14 protein-coding genes and 2 pseudogenes are annotated in these 20,938 nt (G+C 37.8%); 5 read left to right on the forward strand and 11 right to left on the reverse strand.

Features of this window, described 5'->3' with window-relative positions:
* Nucleotides 1–187 precede the first annotated feature (187 nt).
* Both P20495_RS07745 and P20495_RS07740 read left to right on the forward strand, forming a co-directional pair.
* On the forward strand, nucleotides 188–463 hold the full coding sequence (locus P20495_RS07745) for an EF-hand domain-containing protein (RefSeq protein WP_007376870.1): 276 nt from the start codon (nucleotides 188–190) through the stop codon (nucleotides 461–463).
* Nucleotides 464–475: 12 nt separating this feature from the next.
* Nucleotides 476–928 (forward strand): hypothetical protein, encoded by a 453-nt coding sequence (locus tag P20495_RS07740; protein WP_008137005.1) that lies wholly within the window; start codon nucleotides 476–478, stop codon nucleotides 926–928.
* A gap of 88 nt (nucleotides 929–1,016) precedes the next feature.
* On the opposite strand, the gene P20495_RS07735 is transcribed toward P20495_RS07740, so the two are convergent.
* From P20495_RS07735 to P20495_RS07710, 6 genes are all read right to left on the reverse strand, one after another.
* Nucleotides 1,017–2,390: a VCBS repeat-containing protein gene (locus tag P20495_RS07735; protein ID WP_007376872.1), complete on the reverse strand. Its 1,374-nt coding sequence runs from the start codon at nucleotides 2,388–2,390 to the stop codon at nucleotides 1,017–1,019.
* 111 nt (nucleotides 2,391–2,501) lie between these two features.
* Entirely contained in the window at nucleotides 2,502–5,798 is a 3,297-nt protein-coding gene (locus P20495_RS07730) for a PAS domain S-box protein (protein WP_008137009.1), read from the reverse strand.
* Nucleotides 5,798–7,036, reverse strand: a complete 1,239-nt coding sequence (locus P20495_RS07725) for an ABC transporter substrate-binding protein (protein WP_033015992.1) — start codon at nucleotides 7,034–7,036, stop codon at nucleotides 5,798–5,800. Before P20495_RS07725 ends, P20495_RS07730 begins: the two co-directional genes overlap by 1 nt.
* A 213-nt stretch (nucleotides 7,037–7,249) precedes the next feature.
* Entirely contained in the window at nucleotides 7,250–8,092 is an 843-nt protein-coding gene (gene yghU, locus P20495_RS07720; RefSeq protein WP_007376875.1) for a glutathione-dependent disulfide-bond oxidoreductase, read from the reverse strand.
* A 90-nt stretch (nucleotides 8,093–8,182) separates the two neighbouring features.
* Nucleotides 8,183–8,764 (reverse strand): rhomboid family intramembrane serine protease, encoded by a 582-nt coding sequence (locus P20495_RS07715; protein ID WP_007376876.1) that lies wholly within the window; start codon nucleotides 8,762–8,764, stop codon nucleotides 8,183–8,185.
* 116 nt (nucleotides 8,765–8,880) lie between these two features.
* Nucleotides 8,881–9,564, reverse strand: a complete 684-nt coding sequence (locus P20495_RS07710) for a type 1 glutamine amidotransferase domain-containing protein (protein WP_008137014.1) — start codon at nucleotides 9,562–9,564, stop codon at nucleotides 8,881–8,883.
* 156 nt (nucleotides 9,565–9,720) lie between these two features.
* On the opposite strand from P20495_RS07710, the gene P20495_RS07705 reads away from it, so the two are divergent.
* Nucleotides 9,721–10,644, forward strand: coding sequence for a LysR family transcriptional regulator (locus P20495_RS07705; RefSeq protein ID WP_008137017.1), 924 nt, complete (start codon nucleotides 9,721–9,723; stop codon nucleotides 10,642–10,644).
* A 19-nt stretch (nucleotides 10,645–10,663) separates the two neighbouring features.
* Here P20495_RS07705 and P20495_RS07700 read toward each other — a convergent pair whose 3' ends face one another.
* The 4 genes and pseudogenes from P20495_RS07700 to P20495_RS07685 form a co-directional block, all read right to left on the reverse strand.
* On the reverse strand, nucleotides 10,664–11,398 hold the full coding sequence (locus P20495_RS07700; protein WP_008137019.1) for a dienelactone hydrolase family protein: 735 nt from the start codon (nucleotides 11,396–11,398) through the stop codon (nucleotides 10,664–10,666).
* Between the two features lie 507 nt (nucleotides 11,399–11,905).
* Nucleotides 11,906–13,231, reverse strand: a complete 1,326-nt coding sequence (locus P20495_RS07695) for a glycerophosphodiester phosphodiesterase family protein (protein ID WP_008137020.1) — start codon at nucleotides 13,229–13,231, stop codon at nucleotides 11,906–11,908.
* 74 nt (nucleotides 13,232–13,305) lie between these two features.
* Nucleotides 13,306–14,151: a carboxylate/amino acid/amine transporter gene (locus tag P20495_RS07690; protein ID WP_193371856.1), complete on the reverse strand. Its 846-nt coding sequence runs from the start codon at nucleotides 14,149–14,151 to the stop codon at nucleotides 13,306–13,308.
* A 114-nt stretch (nucleotides 14,152–14,265) separates the two neighbouring features.
* Nucleotides 14,266–16,402 (reverse strand): annotated as a pseudogene (locus tag P20495_RS07685) (M3 family metallopeptidase).
* A gap of 698 nt (nucleotides 16,403–17,100) precedes the next feature.
* Here P20495_RS07685 and P20495_RS07680 point away from each other — a divergent pair.
* Both P20495_RS07680 and P20495_RS07675 read left to right on the forward strand, forming a co-directional pair.
* Complete coding sequence (locus P20495_RS07680) at nucleotides 17,101–17,964, forward strand: mechanosensitive ion channel family protein (protein WP_008137029.1); 864 nt, start codon at nucleotides 17,101–17,103, stop codon at nucleotides 17,962–17,964.
* Between the two features lie 435 nt (nucleotides 17,965–18,399).
* The gene (locus P20495_RS07675) at nucleotides 18,400–20,682 is read left to right on the forward strand and encodes a TonB-dependent receptor (protein ID WP_008137031.1); all 2,283 of its coding nucleotides are present in this window, start codon (nucleotides 18,400–18,402) and stop codon (nucleotides 20,680–20,682) included.
* A 54-nt stretch (nucleotides 20,683–20,736) separates the two neighbouring features.
* Here P20495_RS07675 and P20495_RS22300 read toward each other — a convergent pair.
* Nucleotides 20,737–20,938 (reverse strand): annotated as a pseudogene (locus P20495_RS22300) (IS4 family transposase); the annotation flags it as partial.

The following is a 20,938-nucleotide window of genomic DNA, read 5'->3' on the forward strand; positions in this document are numbered from 1 at the left end:
ACGCAACTGCTCGTCAGTTATTAATCGTATTATTTTATTAGCTTATATATTGATTGCAATGCAATCAACCATAACTTTTTAAATTAATTTTTTTATCAAAATAATTTACTACTTCCCTATTGTTTGCACATTGTTTGCGTTTTTAAAGCGTAATCTTAATTTAATTCTTAAATACGAGGTTATTACTATGAAGCATTTTTCAACACTTGCCACTGTGGCAATATTATCTATTGCTTTTTCAGCTAATGTAGCTGCAAGAGGCGGTGACAATCCTCCTGAAAGACCTGATTTTTCAACTATTGATACTGATGGCGATGGTGTAATTAGCTTTGAAGAGTTTAGTGCTAAAAAACCACCGCACGGCGATGCACAAACAATTTTTGATTCTATAGATGCCGATGGTAATGGCGAAATCAGTGAACAAGAGCTTAGCGATCATAAACCACCTCGTCGTGAACGTTGAAAGGGTACTAAAATGATTAATAGTATTAACAGCAGTTCTGCCAGTTTGATGTCGCAACAAAGCAGCCAAACAGCAAAGCTAACAACAGAGCAAAGCGATTTTATTAAAGCAACGCTTGCACAGTTTGATGCAAAAAACTTAACTAGCGACGATGCGCAAAGTATTCAAGCGGCGTTTAAAGAGCAAGGTATTGCACCCACTAAAGAGCTTGCTGATTTAATGGGCGAACTCGAGTTTGATGCTAAAAGTATTGGTGATGCAGGACGGGCAGAAGGCCAGCGTCCGCCACCGCCGCAAAACTCATTAGAATCAGTCGATACAGATGAAGTAGTCAGCTATTTAGATGAGCTATTAACTGAGTATTCAAACCAGTTGTCAGATGAAGATAAAGAATTAATCCTTGCATCAGTGCAAGAGAAATTTGGTTTAAGTGAAGGTGATTCACTGCTAAACGTAACTGCTTAAGTGTTATTACTTAGAGTAAAGCTGACTGTTACTCGCAGGTTTAAGTCAAAAAGCCCAACGGTTAATTCAGTTGGGCGTTTTTATTGGTTTAATTTAACCGTGTTTCTATTTTGCTGGTGCCATCTTCTTCGGTAAATTTAAATACAAAATCTTTTTTACCATCTTGGTTTATATCAACTAACAGAATATCTTTGTTATTTTTAGGCAGCGTTAATTTTAATTTCTTACGTTTTTTATTTAGCAGTGAATCTTGCTCTCCGTAATAAATATACAGTGTTTTTTTACTGTATTTGTATACCGCATCAATATAGCTGTCGCCGTTAATATCGCCTAAATAGAGCGCTGGTTTGGAATCATTGCCGTTCATTCCCACTTCCATTTCTAAATCAAGTTCGATACTCGATTTATTGGCAAATGAGCCGTCGGATTGCTGTTTATAAAGATTCATTTCTACATCTACATCAGTACTGCCACCGCCCAATGCCATAGACGCGATAGTACCTAAGCCAATATCTAAGTCCATTTTTTGTAAATCAATTAAGCCATCATTATTAAAATCAGTTTTGAGCAATAGTTCACTAGGGCCCTGTGTTTCAAATAAGGTAATGGGCGTATTAGTAAAACCTTTAGCGCTCCCTAGGTATAAAGTATGTGCTATTTTTATATCTAACGAATCCATACCTTGCGTAGGCTTAAACTGCCTGGTTGTAAAATCAAGAAATCCGTCGTTATTAATATCAATAATTTGCTTTATTTTTCGAGTTTCACCATTACTTAGTTCGCCTAACTCGATGTCAAAGTCAATTGAGGTAAGCTTTTGCTCAAAGCCCTCTGAATTAGCAAGGAGTACATCTGCTCCAAAGTCGTTTGAAAATACTAGGTCGTTTAAGCCGTCGTGGTTAAAATCAATAACGACGGGTTTATTGCTAATATTAACTTCCAGCGAAAGTCCTTTACTTGAAAAACGACCTTCATACAAAGGTGTTTGCATAAATTGGTTGGGCTTAAAGCTGCCGTCTTTGTTTTGAACATATAAGGTGCTGCTTGTTAAATTAGGGATAAAAATATCACTTAAACCATCGTTATTGGCATCAAAAACAAAATCAATTTTCTCAAACTCATCTACTTTTAATGTATTAAGCACTGATTCATAAGTAAACAATAATGTTGTTTTGTCGCTATTGGTTTTATAAACCCCGTCGTTTGCTAAAATTAGTGCTTGTTTGGTATCGGCATTGGCAAGTGTTGCTACATCAAAACCAATCGCATTATTGGGTAGGGTAAGTTGAATGCTTTTTGCGCTTAGTAAATTGATGCTCTCAAGCTGCTTTAGGGTCTTGTTATATGCAAATACAGTTGCGGAGTCGGTTGTAATTAATGCTTGTGTTGTTTGTATTGCTAGTTTTTGTGCTGATACAAGGCAAGGAGCTAAAGCACATAGCGTTATTATTATTTTATTCATTCGTTAATCCTTTAAATTAACGAGCAATATAGTATTGCTCAAGATTAATTTATAGTACCAACGACTAATTTTAGAACAACTAAATATATGTAAGAAAATGTGGCTGAATGTCTATTTTACAGAGTGAGGAAGCCACTTTAAAAGCTTTTCAAATAAAATATCTTGGGCAATTGGTTTTGATATATAGTCATCCATTCCGGAATCTAAACATTTAGTTTTATCACCCGTCATAGCATTCGCTGTCATGGCTATGATTGTAATGGCGTTTGCTTTATCTCTTGCTTCATTATTTCTAATTAAAGTTGTTGCCTGATATCCGTCCATAACAGGCATCTGGCAATCCATTAAAATAAGAGAGTATGGCTCAATAGTATTTTTTTGATCTAAGTAATCAAGTACCTCTTTACCATTGGTCGCAATATCTACAACACTAATTCCCATCTTTTTCAATGTTGTTGCGGCGACAATCTGATTAATTTGATTATCTTCAGCTAATAAAATACGTATATCTTCACGCCATACAATATCATTCGGCCCAAGTGGTTTTTTGGTTATGGTACAAGTTTGGGTATTTTCACTATGTAAAGTGTTTCTCTCGGGTAAGCATTTTGTAAGAAGGTTAAAAATATCTTTAGTTGTCATCGGTTTTGGAAAGTAAGCAGTAAAACCATTTTGTTTATAGTGTTCATTAGTTTCAAACTGATCTATTGTGGTCATCAATACAAGGTTTGCTGTACTGAGAAGATTTAGATCATTAATCGTTTTACCGAGTGTTAATCCGTTACTGTCGCTAAGTTTTGTATCAATAATTACAATGTCGAAAGGATGAGCATGTTGGGTATAAAATTGCTCGTAAGTATTTAGCGCAATTTTTGCTGATGAGCTTATTATTACGATTGCTCCCCATTGTGTAAGCTGCTTTTGAAGTACGTTAGCTTGGCTTTTGTTACTGCACGCTATTTGTATGTTAATTCCAGTAATATCTATAGGAGGCATTACTTTTTCTGTTTTTTTACCTTTCTTTAAAGTGATATCAAAAATAAAGTTACTCCCTTTATTTTCGTCCGACTTTACCTCTACTTCACCTTGCATCAAATTGCAGAGTTTCTTAACGATGGCTAACCCTAATCCTGTCCCGCCGTATTTCCGTGTTGTTGAAGAATCTACTTGTGAAAATGATTTAAATAACTTGGCTTGTTGCTCTACTGGAATGCCTATTCCGGTATCCTTCACTTGGCAGTTAAAGCGTATTTCATTCCCATTAGTGGGGATTAATTTAGCAATAATTTGCACTTCTCCTACATGGGTAAATTTAAGAGCGTTATTAACAAGATTTGTTAATATTTGTCTGAGTCGTCCAGGATCTCCAATAACGAAAGGGTATTTGATATCTGTAATATCTAAAATAAGTTCAATACCTTTACTATATGCTTGAGCTGCGACTGTTTCTAAAAAATCTCCTAGCATGGCATGCAAGTTAAACTCTAACTCTTCTAGCTCAAGCTTACCTGCATCTACTTTTGAAAAATCTAAAATATCATTAATTATATTGAGTAAAGAGTTTGCACTGTTAAGTGCAATACGTGTTTGATATTGCTGCTTTTCGTTTAGAGGGCTATCTAAAATAAAGTTAAGCATACCGAGTACTCCATTCATAGGCGTACGTATTTCATGACTCATTGAGGCTAAAAACTCACTTTTTGCTATATTCGCTTGTTCTGCTAATGCTTTTGCTTCAATTAATGAATGATTGGCAGCAATCCGTTTCGTGATATCTTGCTGAATTCCTACAAAGGCGGTGAGTTTAGAGTGTTCGTCAAAAACAGGGGAGATTTGTAAACTATTCCAAAATGCGGTGCCATCCTTTTTGTAGTTTACTATTTCTACACGCTGAGTTTTTAATGTTTTTATTGCGTTTTTAATGACCGATATTGATTTTTTATCTGTGTTGGGGCCTTGTAAAGCACGGCAATTTTTACCGATCATATCTTCTTTTTTGTAACCGGTTATTTTTTCAAACTCGCTATTTAAAAATACTAAAGGTAGACCAGGAACTTTAGCATCTGCGATCGATATTCCTAAATTACAAGACTCTATAGCATGGGCTAATAAATCATTTTGTTCTTTGGCTTTTTTTAATGCCTCTTGTGATTTTTTTTGTTCAGTGACGTCAGTAATTGAGCCCGCCATTCTGATGGCAATATTATTGCTATCTCGTAATGCCATGCCTTTCGCTCTAAAGTGACGGTATACACCTGATTTATTCTTTAAGCGGTATTCAATATTATATGGTTTATTTTGCGTTAAATGCGCTTTTAATTGTTTTTGGTTTTCATCTATATCATCAATATGAATTAGGTTATTAAATGTTTCAATTGTATTAGGTAAAAACTCTATATCGTTTTCATTGTATCCAAGTAATACTCTAATCCGTGGGGAAAAATAGATTGTATTAGAGAGGATATCCCAATCCCAAATACCATCATTGCTGCCTTCAACTGCTAACTCATAACGGGCTTCACTTAATTTGATTGCTTTTTTTGAAATCTCAAGTTGCTTAAATGGGTTTAATAGTAAATGCCTACCAAAAATTAATAACACAACAGATGAAAGGAGTAGGCTTAAAATAAGAGCTACTGCTATATCTAGCATAAAGGCGGTTACTTTTTCAGCTAACAAGCTGTTTTTTATTAAATAATTTAACTCAATGCCTGTGGAGCCAACCGGTGTTTTACTGATTGAAATATACTGCTGTGTTTCATCTAAATTTGAAAAAGAGACCCAAGGGCCACTGAGTATGATGTTATGATTATTTAATACAAATTTTGCAGGTAATAACTCCCTAAGCGGTGTGCTAAATTGTACTGTTAGCACCCCTTCACTGAGGTTGTTATATTTTATAGGTACTGCAATGGTAAAAAAATATTGCGATTGTGATGACCGTAAAATAACAGCGCTTTCTATTTGATTGTTAATTATACTATTTAGCCAAGTAGGTTCTGTCGCAATTACCTCAGCTAATGATGAGTCACTGCTATACACAACTTCTTGGAGAATATTTGTAATAACAAGCTTTTCGGTTTTTCCTAAAATTTTATATTCATCAAGGTAATCTAATAGCGCAGCTTTAGATGTTTCTGAGCCCATGATTGCATTTGACAAAATTGGCTGGCGAGCAATATCTTTGAGGATCTGTTCTCGGGTTTCTATAAAAAGCATTAAGTAACTAGTGGTTAACTCTGATTCAATTTCTATACTTTTACTCTGTAAATCATAAATAGCATCATTAGCTCTGATCCCAACAAGTAAAAGGCTTATTGTTACTGAAAGTATTAAACTCAATGCTAAAAAAGTATAAAATGCATTGTTTGTTGTCAGTTTAAATTTATTACTCAGTGAGTTTGGCATTATTCTGGACTGCCTTCTAAATTATTTAATATATGAATACTCCCATCAGGTTTATAATTTGCCATGCATAAATCATCTAACCCAAGTGCTTCATGTGCATCTGCATCATCACTAGACCACTGAGTAAAAGGCTGCTTATATTGTTTAATTAATCCATCGATTGGTTGATTTAAATTCTCTAGTGCGAGCCTAATATTCGCCCTGTTTTTTTGTATATCGTCGGTTAATGTTGTTTGCGAAATAGCTTGTAATAGAATTTTAGTAAGATCATATGCATGGATAAACCCAGCTGGAGAATCCAGCTTTTCTGGTGCTATAGAAGGAGGGGGAAGCGATAGCGCTTGATTTACCACGTTTTTGGTAAGCTTCGTTTGGGGTTTAGTTAAAAAAGAAAAACAGCTTTGTATGAAATGCAGGCTGAGGTTTGATTTTATTGCGTGCTCAACATTTGTGAAAAAATCACCCCCAGTGATCCCCCAGTGACTAATTATAGGTACTCGCTTATTCTCTACAAAGCTTGCCATAGCGTTAATTATTTCAGCTCCTTCAAGTGCGTTACCCACAAACAAAATACAATCTGCTTGGTCGCTTATGATTTCACGTAGAATTATTTTTGCACTATTCGCTTTTATGTTCCAATTAAACCAATTTACTTTAGTTTTAATATTCCCCAATGCTTTGCTCATCGCAATATTGTTAGACTTACCCCAAGGGGTATTTTCTAATAACAGTTGGGGTTTTTGACAGCCAAGAGTCTGCGTTGCAAATTGGGCCATTCTATGGCCTGCTTTTGTATCGTCTACAGAGAGTCTAAATACCCAGTTTTTCGCGTCAGGGTAGCGGGTAATTGGCCCACCAGCAGCCCAAGGAACTAAAAGTAATAGTTTATTTTTATTTATAAAATCTCTATTTTTAATATAGGGAGGAGAGTGTAGACCTCCCAAAAAAACTAACGCGTTTGAATCTTTTAAAAACTGCTGCATATGCAGCAAGCTGCGATTAGAGTTTCCTCTATTATCTTTTTCAATAAAATTTATTTGGTAACCTTGTACATTATTATTAATTTCGGCGAGTGCTGTAAGTGCTCCCATTTTCATTGCATAGGCTGATTCGTTATGATTAGAGTAGTCAGAATCGTGATAAATAGTCAGTGTTTTAATATTTTCAGCGTAGGTACTAAAGGAAAAAGAGGCCGTATAAAAGAGGCTTATGATGATGAGATAAATAGTTATACGCATAAAAACACTTAGTTTTAATAATTTATATTAAAGTTAGCTTATTTTGGAGCGTTTTCATATTTTAAAAGAAAATAATTTTATAATAAATGATTTAAATAGTTAATTTGTATTAAGCTGTTGCTTTAATTGATTTATTGGCAATAAATGGCGTGTTTTTTGAAGTATAAAAGCCAGCAAATATTACTGGCTTTTATACAAAGATGCGTGGCTATTTTATTTAAAATCACTGCCTTTATGGCGCTCTGCCATTTGCTCTTCTTCAGGGCCCCATGTGCGATTAACACGACGACCGCGTTTTACAGCTGGACGCTCTGAAACCTGTGTAGCCCAGCGTACAACGTGAGTGTATGAAGCAACATCTAAAAACTCAGCAGCATCATACAAAGCACCTAGAACTAGCGAGCCGTACCACGGCCAAATGGCGATATCGGCAATTGAATATTCATCACCCGCCATGTATTCGTTTTCGCTTAAATGACGGTTTAACACATCAAGTTGGCGTTTAGTTTCCATTGTAAAACGGTCAATAGGGTATTGCATTTTACTTGGCGCATAGCTATAAAAGTGACCAAATCCGCCACCTAAGTATGGCGCTGAGCCCATTTGCCAAAACAGCCAGTTACGACACTGCGTTTTAGCTTTTAAGTCTTTAGGGATGAGTACATCAAATTTTTCAGCCAAATACTGTAAAATAGAACCTGATTCAAAAATACGAGTCGGTGGCGTGGTTGAATGATCCATTAGTGCTGGGATTTTCGAATTTGGATTAATATCAACAAAGTCAGAACCGAACTGATCACCATCACCTATATTTATTAAATATGCGTCGTAGTCTGCACCAGTTAAGCCAAGCTCTAAAAGCTCTTCAAACATAATAGTGGCTTTTTGACCATTAGGTGTCGCAAGAGAATAAAGCTGAAATGCGTGCTCACCAATAGGTAGAGTTTTGTCATGAGTCGCGCCGGCAACGGGGCGATTAATACTAGCAAACTTACCGCCACTTTCACTTTCCCACGTCCATACTTTTGGTGGTGTATACTCGTTTTCATCACTCATAAATAACCTCAATGTTAAATAGAATTGTTTAATACTTACTCATAAATGGGGACATAAAAAATTAATTAAAGGTTTCGTTTAATATTTAACTCATCGACCTTTTAGCTTATCGTTTTTTGCTAATCTATAACCTAAAAACAACCCGCTTAGCGCTCCAAATAGATGGCTTTCAAACGATACATGGTAGCGCTGAGGTAAAACACCCCATATAAAACCGCTATAAAGTATGGCAACAGCAATAGCAATGATAATGGATTTTAACGAACGCCTGACCACGCCATAGCAAAGTATAAATCCCCACAAACCATATATAACACCGCTTAAACCAACATGTATGTTACTGCGCCCAAATGCCCAAACTAACAGTCCACCAACTAAAGCGGTAAAAATAAATACATTATAAAAACGCTTAACGCTGTATTGGCAAATTAGCCAACTTAATACTACAAATGGGATCATGTTACTGGCAAAATGCCACCAGCTACCATGTAAAAAAGGCGCGCATAGTATGCCAATTAAGCCTTGGATACTGCGTGGGTATATTCCTAAACCATTTAAGCTTATACCAGGGAGGCTATTAATTACTTGTAGTACAAAGCAAATAACAACAATACTAAAAATTGCGAAACGGGTAGTGGTTAGTAATGACAGTGTGGTTGGCTTGGTTGCCATATAATTGCCCTAATTGACTTTAAGAGTTGCCAGTATAGGAATTGTATTTGCTAATGAAAAGCAATTAAAAAAGCACAGCATAAAATACTGTGCTTAATTTTAATTATTACTCGCTATTAACCTAACTTAGTTAGTAGCTTTTTAGCAGCTAGTTCAGAGCTTGCTGGATTTTGACCGGTAATTACTAAACCATCTACTAGTGCTAATACGCCCCAGTCGTCAGTTTTTTGATAATCGCCGCCTTTTTTAATTAGCTCGTCTTCAACTAAAAATGGCACGATATCGGTAAGTTGTACTGCAGCTTCTTCTGAGTTAGTAAAACCAGTTACTTTTTTACCCGCTACTAACGCATTGCCATCAGCATCTTTAACATTTAAAAATGCCGCGCTTGCATGACATACCGCAGCAACCGGTTTTTGCTCTTTTACAAAGCTTTCGATAAGTGAAATTGAATCTGTGTTGTCAACCAAGTCCCATAATGGGCCGTGGCCACCTGGGTAAAATACAGCGTCAAAATCGCTTGAATTCACTTCACTCAACACTTTAGTGTTTGCCATTAATGTTTGTGCTGCGCTATCTGCGTCATAACGTTTTGTTGCATCTGTTTGAAAATCAGCAAGTGTACTTGTCGGATCAATGGGTGGTTGGCCGCCAGCTGGAGACGCTAACGTTACTTCAACGCCTGCATCAACAAAGGCGTAATAAGGGGCTGCAAATTCTTCTACCCAAAAACCTGTTTTTTCGCCAGTGTTACCAAGTTCTGCGTGAGATGTAAGAACCATAAGTATTTTTTTAGACATTGAATATATTCCTTCTGATGATTTAAATTAGTAATCTTGCTTACCGATTACTATATGCACTAACACTCCTTTAAACAACGATGATAAATTTAACTTTATTGATTTAATAATTGATACAATTGAAGGGTTGAATTTGAAACACATTGTGGAGCGTTTATGAAAGTGTCGTTTGAGCAGTTAAAAAGTATGGTGGTATTTGCACAAATTGTAGAGCAGGGTAGCTTAACCGCTGCTGCTAAACAGCTAGGGCTTACGCGAGCCGTGGCAAGTTATCATTTAAAAAAATTAGAAACCCAACTTGAAATCACTTTACTAAATCGTTCAACCCGCACCATGGCGCTCACTGAAGCCGGCATTGCTTATTATGAGCGTTGTAGAATAATTACCGAACAAGCCAATGCCGCTAATCAACAAATAGAAAATATAAAAAGTGAGCCACAAGGTTTGCTTAAAATTAGTTGCCCCGTAAATGTAGGAATGCAATTAATTGTGCCTGCAATAAATACCTTTAAACGGCAATACCCTAAAATTAAAATTGATTTACAACTTACGGATGACGTTATCGATATTATTAAAAATGGGTTTGATTTTGCAATTAGGGGTGTGGCGCTGAGTGACTCCAACTTGCAGGCAACCAAGCTGACTACAATGAGCACCTGTATTTGTGGCGCGCCGGAATACTTTGCACATTTTGGAAAACCTAAAACGCCCTTAGAGCTAGCAGAGCACCAATGGGTCGTTTACCAGCTCGGGAGTAAAACATTAACACTTCAAAAAGATGGCAAAAAACACGATATTACAATGCAAGGCGGGCTAAGTACTAATAACGCAGCCGCACGTACTGCCTTTGTAGAAGCGGGGCATGGCATCGGGCGTATTCCGCTTTACGATGCGTGGCCAAAAGTACAAGCTGGGTTGCTTGAAATAATATTAGATGATTATAAAAGCAAAGATATTGAACTGTACGGAGTATTTCCGCCAGGGGCTGCGGGCTCTAAAAAGTTACGATTGTTTATTGATTACTTAAAAGCCTACTTTGTAAAGCAGCATACCGCTTTAGGTATGCTGAAAAGTAGTTAATGAGTAGTTTTTACAGCATTTATAAAGTTCGGCTAAATAATGCTACCGCTTGTTGATACATATTTATCGCAAGGGCTGCATCGTATCGCTCACCTTCATCACGCATAAAGGCATGCTGTGCATTAACTTCTTGCCACTGGTAATTAATGTTTGTGCTTACACATTGTTGGTATATTTTAGCGCGGCCTTCCTTTGGTACATGCGGGTCTTGTTTTCCCCATATAAAGTGAATTTCGCCTTGTATATCAGCCATACGCTCGAATGAGTTATTACCTGATTTTGCCGGTAATGTGTCGCTGTGAATATCAGTCGCGTATAAGCAAAAAGCCGCTTTAATTTCAGGGTTAAGCGCCGCTCTATAAGCTAAATGCCCGCCAATACATACGCCCATTGCGCCGACGGTGCCTGTGCAATAGCTTTGTAATCTAATGAAGTCGATCATAGTTTGTGTGTCACTGTCGTGGTGCTCAAGTGGCTTTGCCCACTTGTCGGCATTGCCTTTGTCTTTACCTGCATCGTCGTAAGCAAGCACAGTGCCTATAGGGTTTAACTCGTGAAATACTTCCGGGACTAACACCACAAAGCCATGGCTTGCTAAAATAGCTGCGCTGCGTGCAATCGGGGCGGTTTGCTGAAATATTTCAGAATAAAAAATGATAGCAGGGAACTGTCCTTGCGCTTGAGGGCGATATACGGTTGTTCGCATTAAACCTGTAGGTGTTGGCAAGTCAGCATTATGTTGTTGGATTATCATAAAAGCGCTCAGTTAAATAAAATTATATAATGATATGGTAACTGAGCGCGATAAAATAAACGACTCTTGTTGTTGAGTATTTATACCAACCTGCATAAATCTTTGATCAATTTAACGAATTAAATTTCACTATAACGTCGTTAAAAATTTTTATTTAGAACAACTAGATAAAAAAATTTTTGCCTAGTTCTAGGGCCTGTTGACCTTTCAGGATTAAAATTTGTTCAATCTAGGGGGCATTTAATCGCGGCGCGAGGTTTGTAACCTAGTGGGCTAAGTAAAAACCGAGTAACAAAGAGTAAATAGCCCCTAGGCAGAACCCTTTGGGCAGCGCCTGTTTGGCATTTATGCTACGTTATCGCCTATTTATGGGGAATAACCACACTACATAGGCTCTGCCTTGCCTAAATACCAAACAGTCTGATGCAAATTTAACCTCGAAAGATAAACAGGCCCTAGCGTAATTTTCTTAACGTTAAATAGACCCTATATATAAGCAGATTGGTATTAAATACTTGCAGGCATTTTATTACAACTGGCGTAATAACTTACCGTAGCAGGCCAATCTGAAAATATAGCCATGACCCCCACGTCTTTTGCAAGTACATCAACAACCGTCATCATATCGCCATCGTTATCTATAACATCAGCAATTGATTGATAGTAATAGCCGCCGCCTTCATTTAGCGGGCCTGATCGCTCAAGGCTCCATGCAATAAGCGCTAAACCTGCCGCTTTAGCGTCAATTGCATATTGCGAGGGGACGATATTGTTTTCGCTATCTATTGTTAGCATCATCCAAATAGGAGGGGCTAAAATTTTAACGCCATCGGCAACAAGTTCATCCATGCTTGGTTGCCATGTTTGCGGGTTACTTGGATCAAAACCGGCTTCACTGTCGCGACCATCTAGGTATACGCTTTTGTCTGCAAAGTCAGGGTTGTTGTTAATCCAGTATTTTACGTCATCAAGGTTAAATGATTGCGGGTAAACTTTTGAGGCTGGCACATCCAGTTGTGTGTACTCGTCTAGCATTTTTTGCGCATATTGCTCTTGTGTCATTCCATCAAATGGCATACTTACTTGTGGCGATTTTAGTTCTGGGGTCATTTTTACACCCAGCTCATTAAACAGTGCAATGCTTTGTTTATGGGTCATCAATGTGCCGTTGGTGGCATATAAATCAGTGCGCCAACTTGGTGTACCATCCATGTAATCGGCAACGGTAGTTGCATTAGTGTTTGCACCATCCATTTTACCTTCAAGGGTTAAAAACTCCGCTAAGCTTATGTCGCTGGTACAACATTTAGCTGATGCAGCAATACCATTAGCAGGATCGGCTGGTGTAAATGGCACACTGCATTTCGCTGCAAGTTCAGGAATGGCTAAAATATTAGTCGTGGTATGCAAATCACATTGAGAGTGGCGACAAACAAGCTCTTTGTCGTTTGTAAATGTAACATCGCATTCAACAATGCCTGCGCCCATTCTGGCTGCAGCAATGTAGGCTTCTTTAGTATGCTCAGGGTATTGCATTGGCGCACCGCGATGACCAATGGAAAAATCAGTACGATAAAATGGCCCTTCGCTGCATGACTCTAATTTTGTTTTTAGTGTGCTTTGCGCCATATCATCAATTAAATAGTCGGGGCGAGTGCCTAGCTGAATATTTGCGCCTTCAGCAACCTCTACAACAACGGGCGTAGGTACTTCAACAATTTCCACTTCGGTGTTGGTAACAACCACTTCTTTTTCTACTATTTCTACATCGTCATCACAGCCTGCAAGTGCGGCTAACAATATACAGCTTGTAAGTAAGGTAATACGTTTCATTGTTTATCCTTAAAAAGTAAAATTTGTACTACCTTAATGATTATTAATGACAATTTAGCTACAAACTTATTAATTCACTTTTTATTAAGCATTTGATTGACCAATAATGCACCTAACATTATAGCTGCTCCAATACTTAACCTAACTATGTCAGCGTCTCTGTTCCAAATAAGCACGTTAACAACAATCCCTGCTGGGATAAGTAAGTTATTCATGACTGCTAGAGCTCCAACGTTGACGAGTGTTGCGCCTTTATTCCACATAAAGTAACCAAGGCCTGATGCAACAACCCCTAAATAAATCAGTATGCCCCACTGAGTAGAAGTGGTTGGTAATTTGTTTGAATTTCCAAATAATGCATAACAAATTATGGCAATAATAAGTGCGCCTATAAAAAACCATCCGAACACGGTTTTATCATCAAGTTGATTTTTATTCATTAAGCGTTTATAGGTGACTTGGCCTACAGCAAAACTTATATTCGCACCTTGAACTAATAGTAAACCGATTATGAAATTGTTATTTAGGTTTTCGTAACGAATAGTAATTGCGCCGATTACAGCAATAAGCGCGACTATAAAAAAGCGTGGGTTAAAGCGTCTATTCAATGCATCATTTAGCAGGGTAATGTACAAAGGAGTCATTACAGTAAATAGCAGTACTTCAGGAACGGTTAAAAATAAAAATGAGTGGTAGTAAAAGCTATACATAACACCAAGTTGTATAGCGCCAATCAGCATAAGCTTTAAGGCTAAAGGTTTAGGCGTTTGTTTGAGCTTTAAAAAAGGTAAAAAAATCAGTGTTGCCAGTGCTATGCGTATTAATACGCTAAACCAAGCGTCAACTTGTCCTGCTAAGTACACACCAATTAAACTAAACGAAAACGCCCATAGCAAAGTGACTGTAAATAAGTACTGCATAACCATCATCTTTTAATAAATATTGAGCTAAGTTTATCTGTTATATGTGAGGGTATAAACAATAAAAGCCCGCAAGCGGGCTTTTATAAAAGTGAGCTTAATAAATTAAGTTATTTACTCAACTAAACCACGGCGCTTAAGTAATGCGTCGGTAGTTGGTTTTTGTACCTCTAAACTCAATGTAGCTTTGCATTAAGTCGCGGCTGTTACCTTTTGATAGGATTTCTTTACGGAACTTGTCACCATTTTTACGTGTTAAGCCGCCGTTGTTTTCCATATGTGCAAAGGCATCTGCTGCAAACACTTCAGTCCATAGGTACGCGTAGTAACCTGCTGAATAACCACCTGCAAATGTGTGGCTAAAGAAGTTTGATTTGTAACGCGGTGGAACAGGGTAGTAAGCAATACCGTGTTTTTCTAGCGCGTCTTGTTCAAACTTTTGAACATCAGTAATTTTTTCATCAGAACCAAATGAATGCCATTCCATATCAAGTAGTGCAGCGGCTAAATACTCGGTAGTGCCATAGCCTTGGTTGAATTTTTGCGATTCAAGTACTTTATCAAGTAGGGCTTGTGGAATTGGCTCACCTGTTTTGTAATGCTTAGCGTAGTTAGCAAGTACCGTTGGTTCAATCATCCAATCTTCGTTTGCTTGCGACGGAAATTCAACAAAGTCACGCGCCGTTGCAGTACCCGCTAAGCTTGGATACTTAACATCTGAGAATAAACCGTGTGCAGCATGACCAAATTCATGGAACATAGTAGACACTTCGTCAAACGTCATTAGCGTAGGTTCGCCTGCTGCCGGTTTTGGAATGTTCTGCGCATTGTAAATAACTGGTTTAGTACCTTTTAAGCCACTTTCGCTTACGTATGCACTCATCCATGCACCGCCACGTTTACCTTCACGTGCATATGGGTCTAAGTAAAATAAGCCGATAGCACTGTTATCAGCGTTAAATACTTCGTATACAGTTACATCTTCATGATAAACGGGAAGATCTTTACGTTCTTTAAACGTAATGCCATATAGTTTATTCATCGCGAAGAATAAACCGTCGTGAATTACCGACTGCATTTCAAAGTATGGCTTAACAAGTGCTGGGTCTAAGTTGTATTTTTCTGCACGTACTTTTTCAGCATAAAAAGTCCAATCCCATGGTTTAAGCTCAAAGCTTTCGCCTGAATCGTTAATCACTTTTTGAATAGCGGCTGCTTCTATTTTGGCTTTTTCAACTGCTTTTGGCGCAAGGTCGTCTAGAATGCCATATACATTGTCAGTTGTTTGCGCCATACGCGATGTCATTACATAAGAAGCCCAATCCTTATAACCTAAAAGCTCTGCTTTTTGAGCGCGTAGGTTGGTTTCTTTAATTATGATAGGGCCGTTAGTTTTTGCAGCACGATTTGCAGAAGCTTTAAAAATTTGCTCACGCAGGTCGCGGTTTTCAAGGCTGCTTAAAATAGGCTGTTGCGTTGTATTTACTAACGTGATCATGTAGCCGTCTTTACCCGCCTTTTTAGCAGAAGCTGCAAGACCTGCAATTTCACCTTCAGAAAGACCGGCTAATTCACTTTTATCAGTAACGACAATAACGTCTTCTTTATATGATTTTAAAATATTTTGTGAAAACGCAGTAGATAGCTGAGCTAGCTCTGAGTTAATTTCACGCATTTTAGCTTTTTCAGCGTCGTTTAATTTAGCACCTGCTTTTACAAACTGCTTGTAGTAAAAATCAACTAGGCGTTTATCTTCTGCGTTTAATTTATCTTGATTGTCGTAAATTGTTTGTACGCGCTTAAATAATTCACCGTTTAAGTAAATATCGTCTGAGTGAGCTGATAATACCGGCGCCATTTTTTCATCAATGCGCTGGTATTCGTCATCTGAAATTAAACCCGATAAGTTGTAAAAAGCAGCCGATACGCGGTTCAATAACTCGCCTGATAGTTCCATTTTAACTAATGTATTTTCAAATGTTGCAGGTTTTGGGTTATTAGCAATAGCTTCAATTTGCGCTGTGTGCTGTGCAATACCAGCATCAAACGCTGCTTCGTAGTCTTTTGTGCCAAATTTATCAAATTCTGGCGCCATATATTGCAATGGGCTTGGTTTAAATAAAACATTGTTTGCGTTCATGTCTTGCACTTGTGCTGCGCCTTCTTCTGCCGTTTTCGTTGTTTCATCTGATGAACAGGCAGATAGTATTAGGGCACTAGCAATAGTAGTGGCGATCAGTGTCTTACGCATAATAACTCCATAGAAAGATTAGCCGGAATAGGCTTTATGAGTTTAAAAACCCAGTTAACTTACCAAATTTTGATTTATATACAATAAAGTTTATCGATATTAAGCGGGATTTGAACGCAAATTAGCTAATAACAGGCATTTAGGTAGGTAAATACAGCTCTAAAACATCGTTTTAACTACAGTGAGTATCAAAAGAGGCGCTGTTTTACATTTATTCTTGCTATGCAAGTAGACACCCTATTTTATTGCGATGCTCTAAAATGTAGGTTAGGGCGTGTTGAACTTTGGTGGTTGAACTTGCATCAGTATGTTTGGTTTTTAGGCAAGGCAGAGCCTATGAAGTGCGGTTATTCCCCATAAATAGGCGATAACGTAGCACAAAGACCAAGCATGCGCTGCCCGTCGGGTTATTTCTAAGGACGATTAACTCTTTGTTGCTTACAGGATGTAGATAAGGGGCGTGAGCAGGATGCGGAAGCTTTGCTCGGTTTTTACTGAGCCCACTAGGTTACAAACCTCGCGCCACTTTTTAATAACTAGAGGGGACTTGCTGCAGTAGGAGTTAAATCAGTGCATATTGAACTTATTAACAGTGTGTTTAAGTTATATTATGACGTGCTAAACTTACCCAACACTGAATCACTTTCACTCTATAGCGATTTAACTTTAAAGCGCTCCTTGCTTGTATTGGAAAATAAATGACGTTAGAACACATAAACCAAATTCTTGCCTTCGTTGTATTTAGTTACAGCGATGTACATATTACCGTTGCAAAAATCATTAAAGTACCTTTAATACTTTTCGCCATTTGGTTTGTTGTTACGCGTATTGGTAAGTTGATAAAAAAAACCTTACTAGCAAAAAAGTTAAGCCAAGACGCGGTGCATTTATTCACTCGTATCTACTTTATTATAAGCATTGCGATTTTAGTTTTTACGTCCTTAGAAGTGCTTAGTATCCCCGTTACTGCATTTGCATTCGTATCGGGCGCTATTGCTATTGGCGTTGGTTTTGGTGCACAAAATATTATCAACAACTTTATAAGTGGTTGGATACTTATGTGGGAGCGACCAATTCGTATTGGTGATTTTTTAGAAGTGGGTGATGCAAAAGGGGTTGTAGAGACAATAAATACACGTTCAACACGTATACGCCGAAACGATGGTGTGCATATGCTGATACCCAATAGCCAGCTATTAGAAAATACAGTAACTAACTGGACACTAATTGATGGTAATGCGCGTTCAGCGGTGAGCGTTGGTGTTGCATACGGATCGGACGTACTGCTGGTTAAAAAGCTAATTCAGCAAGTACTTGATGACCATGAAGCTATATTGGCTAATCCAAAGTCGTCAGTACTATTTGATGACTTTGCAGATAGCTCACTTGTATTTAACGCTATTTTTTGGGTGTGCGCAGAGTCGGAGACTATGCTTAGAAAAGTACGCAGTGATATTCGCTTTAGTATTTACGCTGTATTTGAAGAGCATGATGTAGTGATTGCTTTCCCGCAGCGTGATATTCATATAGATGGTGAAATTGCACTTAAGCGTATCAAATAAAAACATTCAGTTATCTGAATCCATAAAAAATAAAGCTGCCGTGTGCAGCTTTTTATTTTCAAACTATGTTCCTGTTTTTATTTTTGTTTAAAAAGTGCAAGTGGCTACTTTGTTTGGTGTTTTTTATAAGGACATATGTCCTTATTTGTTGTGTTTTATGCCTTTAAATGTATAAAAATGGCATAACGTGTAGTTAAATGTTGCAAAAGAGTTTACTTTTTTGCTCATCTTTTTGCAGTAAAATTATTACGTGGTGGTATAATATCGATCGTTCGTTCAGCCTTATAACATCGTTTTTGTACTCTCGATAATAAGGTCCGCGCAGCCTATAGCAAGACGCGAAAAATTGGTCGAACCCGCAATCTACCTCCATGGTATAAATTGCGCAACACATAAACCGTTGAATAAGAGTGCACACAAAAGGTTAAACCCAACATGAAAGCAATGAAACGATCTACGTTAGCAACCCTAATTAACGCAACGTTGTTCTCTGCAGTAGCAGGTACTTCATTTTCTTCTTTAGCTGCGCAAGAAACAGCTAAAAAAAGCAACCAATTAGAAGTTATTCAAGTAACCGCTCGTAAACGTGTCGAAAACGCTCAAGAAGTACCCGTGGCAGTATCTGCATTACAAGGTGATAACCTTGATGTGTATAGCTCTGCCGGTATGGATATTCGCTTTATGAATGCGAAAATTCCAAGTTTAGCGATTGAGTCTTCTTATGGTCGTACATTTCCACGTTTTTATGTTCGTGGTTTAGGCAATACCGACTTTGATTTAAATGCATCACAACCTGTGTCACTGGTTGTTGACGATATCGTTCAAGAAAATGCGATTCTAAAAGGTTTCCCTGTATTTGATGTTGAGCGTGTAGAGGTTTTACGTGGTCCGCAAGGTACATTGTTTGGCCGTAATACACCGGCTGGTCTTGTAAAATTTGATTCGGTTAAACCTAGCCAAGAATTTGAAGGTTTTAGCTCAGTATCATATGGCACAGACAGTGCCGTTGATTTTAGAGGCGCGGTGGGTGGTGGTTTAACTGATAATCTTTCAGCACGTGTTTCTGTTCTTTGGCAAGACAAAGATAATTTTATTGATAACCGTGCGCCAGGTTTTGAACAAGATGATGTATTAGGTGGTTACACTGATAGAGCTGCACGTGTTCAATTCTTATATGAAAAAGATGATTTTTCAGCCTTACTTAATTATCACGTACGTAATATGGATGGCACACCTATTCCATTTCGTGCGAATGCAATTAAAAGTGGCACTAACGATCTAGTTGATGACTTTGATTATAAAGTTGTTTACCACGATGCAGCAGCACGTGAAAAGCAAACTGTTGATGCACAAGGTTTAAGCTTAAAGCTAGAATATGATTTTAATGATTACACTATTACTTCAATTTCAGGTTGGGAAAGCGCAGAAGTAAACTCGCGTGGCGATATTGATGGTGGTTATGGTGCTGACTTTTTAGGTGAGTTTCATGGTCCAGGTTCAATTCCATTCCCATCAGAAAGTGAAAGTGGTTTACCAGATCACGACCAATACACGCAAGAATTACGTTTAGCGAGTAACTTTGACGGCGATGTTAATTTTCAAACCGGTTTATTTTATTTTGATGAATCAGTAACGATTGAAAACTTCGGCTACAATACGTTAGCTGGGGGCGCGTTAAACGGTTACGTTAATCAACAGCAAGATACTAAAGCTTGGGCTGTATTTGGTTCTGTAGATTACACTGTTTCTGATGATTTAAAACTAACGGCTGGCCTTCGTTACTCTGACGATGAAAAAGACTTTGAAGCAGTACGTAAAATAGTTAGCGATGACTGCCTAAATAACTTGATACAATGTACAAACGATATCACCCGTACAACTGATGTAAGTGATGATCATGTAAGTTGGGATATTTCAGCGTCTTATAAATTAAATGATGATGTTAATTTATATGCACGAGTTGCAAATACATTCCGCGCTCCTAGTATTCAAGGTCGTATCACGTTCTCTGACGAGGTTACTACAGCTGACTCTGAAACTGTTACTTCATATGAGACAGGTTTCAAATCAGACGTACTTGATGGTCGCGGGCGTGTAAATGCGAGTATTTATTATTTTACTATGGATGATCAGCAATTAACTGCTGTAGGTGGGACTGCAAATACCACAAGTTTGCTCAATGCAGATAAGACAACAGGTTATGGTTTTGAACTTGATACCGAGTGGGTATTAACTGATGAGCTTAATGCCACGTTTAACTTTAGTTATAACAAAACAGAGTTAAAAGATAACAGCATTACCATTCCTGTACCAGATCGTGACACATTGCATATTACTGATACGACAGTGAATGGCAGAGCAATCATTGATGGTAATAGCTTACCTAATGCACCTGAGTTTATTTCTAACATAACACTTCGTTATTCAAAAGAACTAGCCGATGGTAACTTTTACGCTTACACCGATGTATCGTACCGCAGTAAAGTTAACTTCTTCTTATATGAAGCGGTTGAGTTTGAAGGTAAACCGTTAACAGAAGTAGGTGTGCGCGCCGGTTATACTTGGGCTCAGGATGATAATGAATACGAAGTAGCTGTTTTTGCTCGTAACTTATTTGATGAGCAAGTTGCTATTGGTGCAATCGACTTTAATAACAACACAGCAATGGTTAATGAAGAACGCTATGTTGGCGCTGAGTTTAAAGTTAACTTCTTCTAAAGATAACCTTAAATTATATTAATTTTTAAAAGCCTACCTTGTGCATAATGCCAGTCAGTTAACAGCTGACTGGCGTTTTTTATTGGGGTATTTACTGGGTTTTGGTTTCACACATCTCGGATACGCCCGCTCCTGTTTTATCGGTAATATGTGATGTTCAACTTGAGCTTGTAATTGCTCTATTGATTTAGGTATCCGTCCTGCATTTTCTATAAACATTGTATGAATAAGGTTAATAATACTAATAGCACACGTA

This window comes from Pseudoalteromonas sp. BSi20495 (genome assembly GCF_000241185.1).
Taxonomy (GTDB): domain Bacteria; phylum Pseudomonadota; class Gammaproteobacteria; order Enterobacterales; family Alteromonadaceae; genus Pseudoalteromonas; species Pseudoalteromonas fuliginea.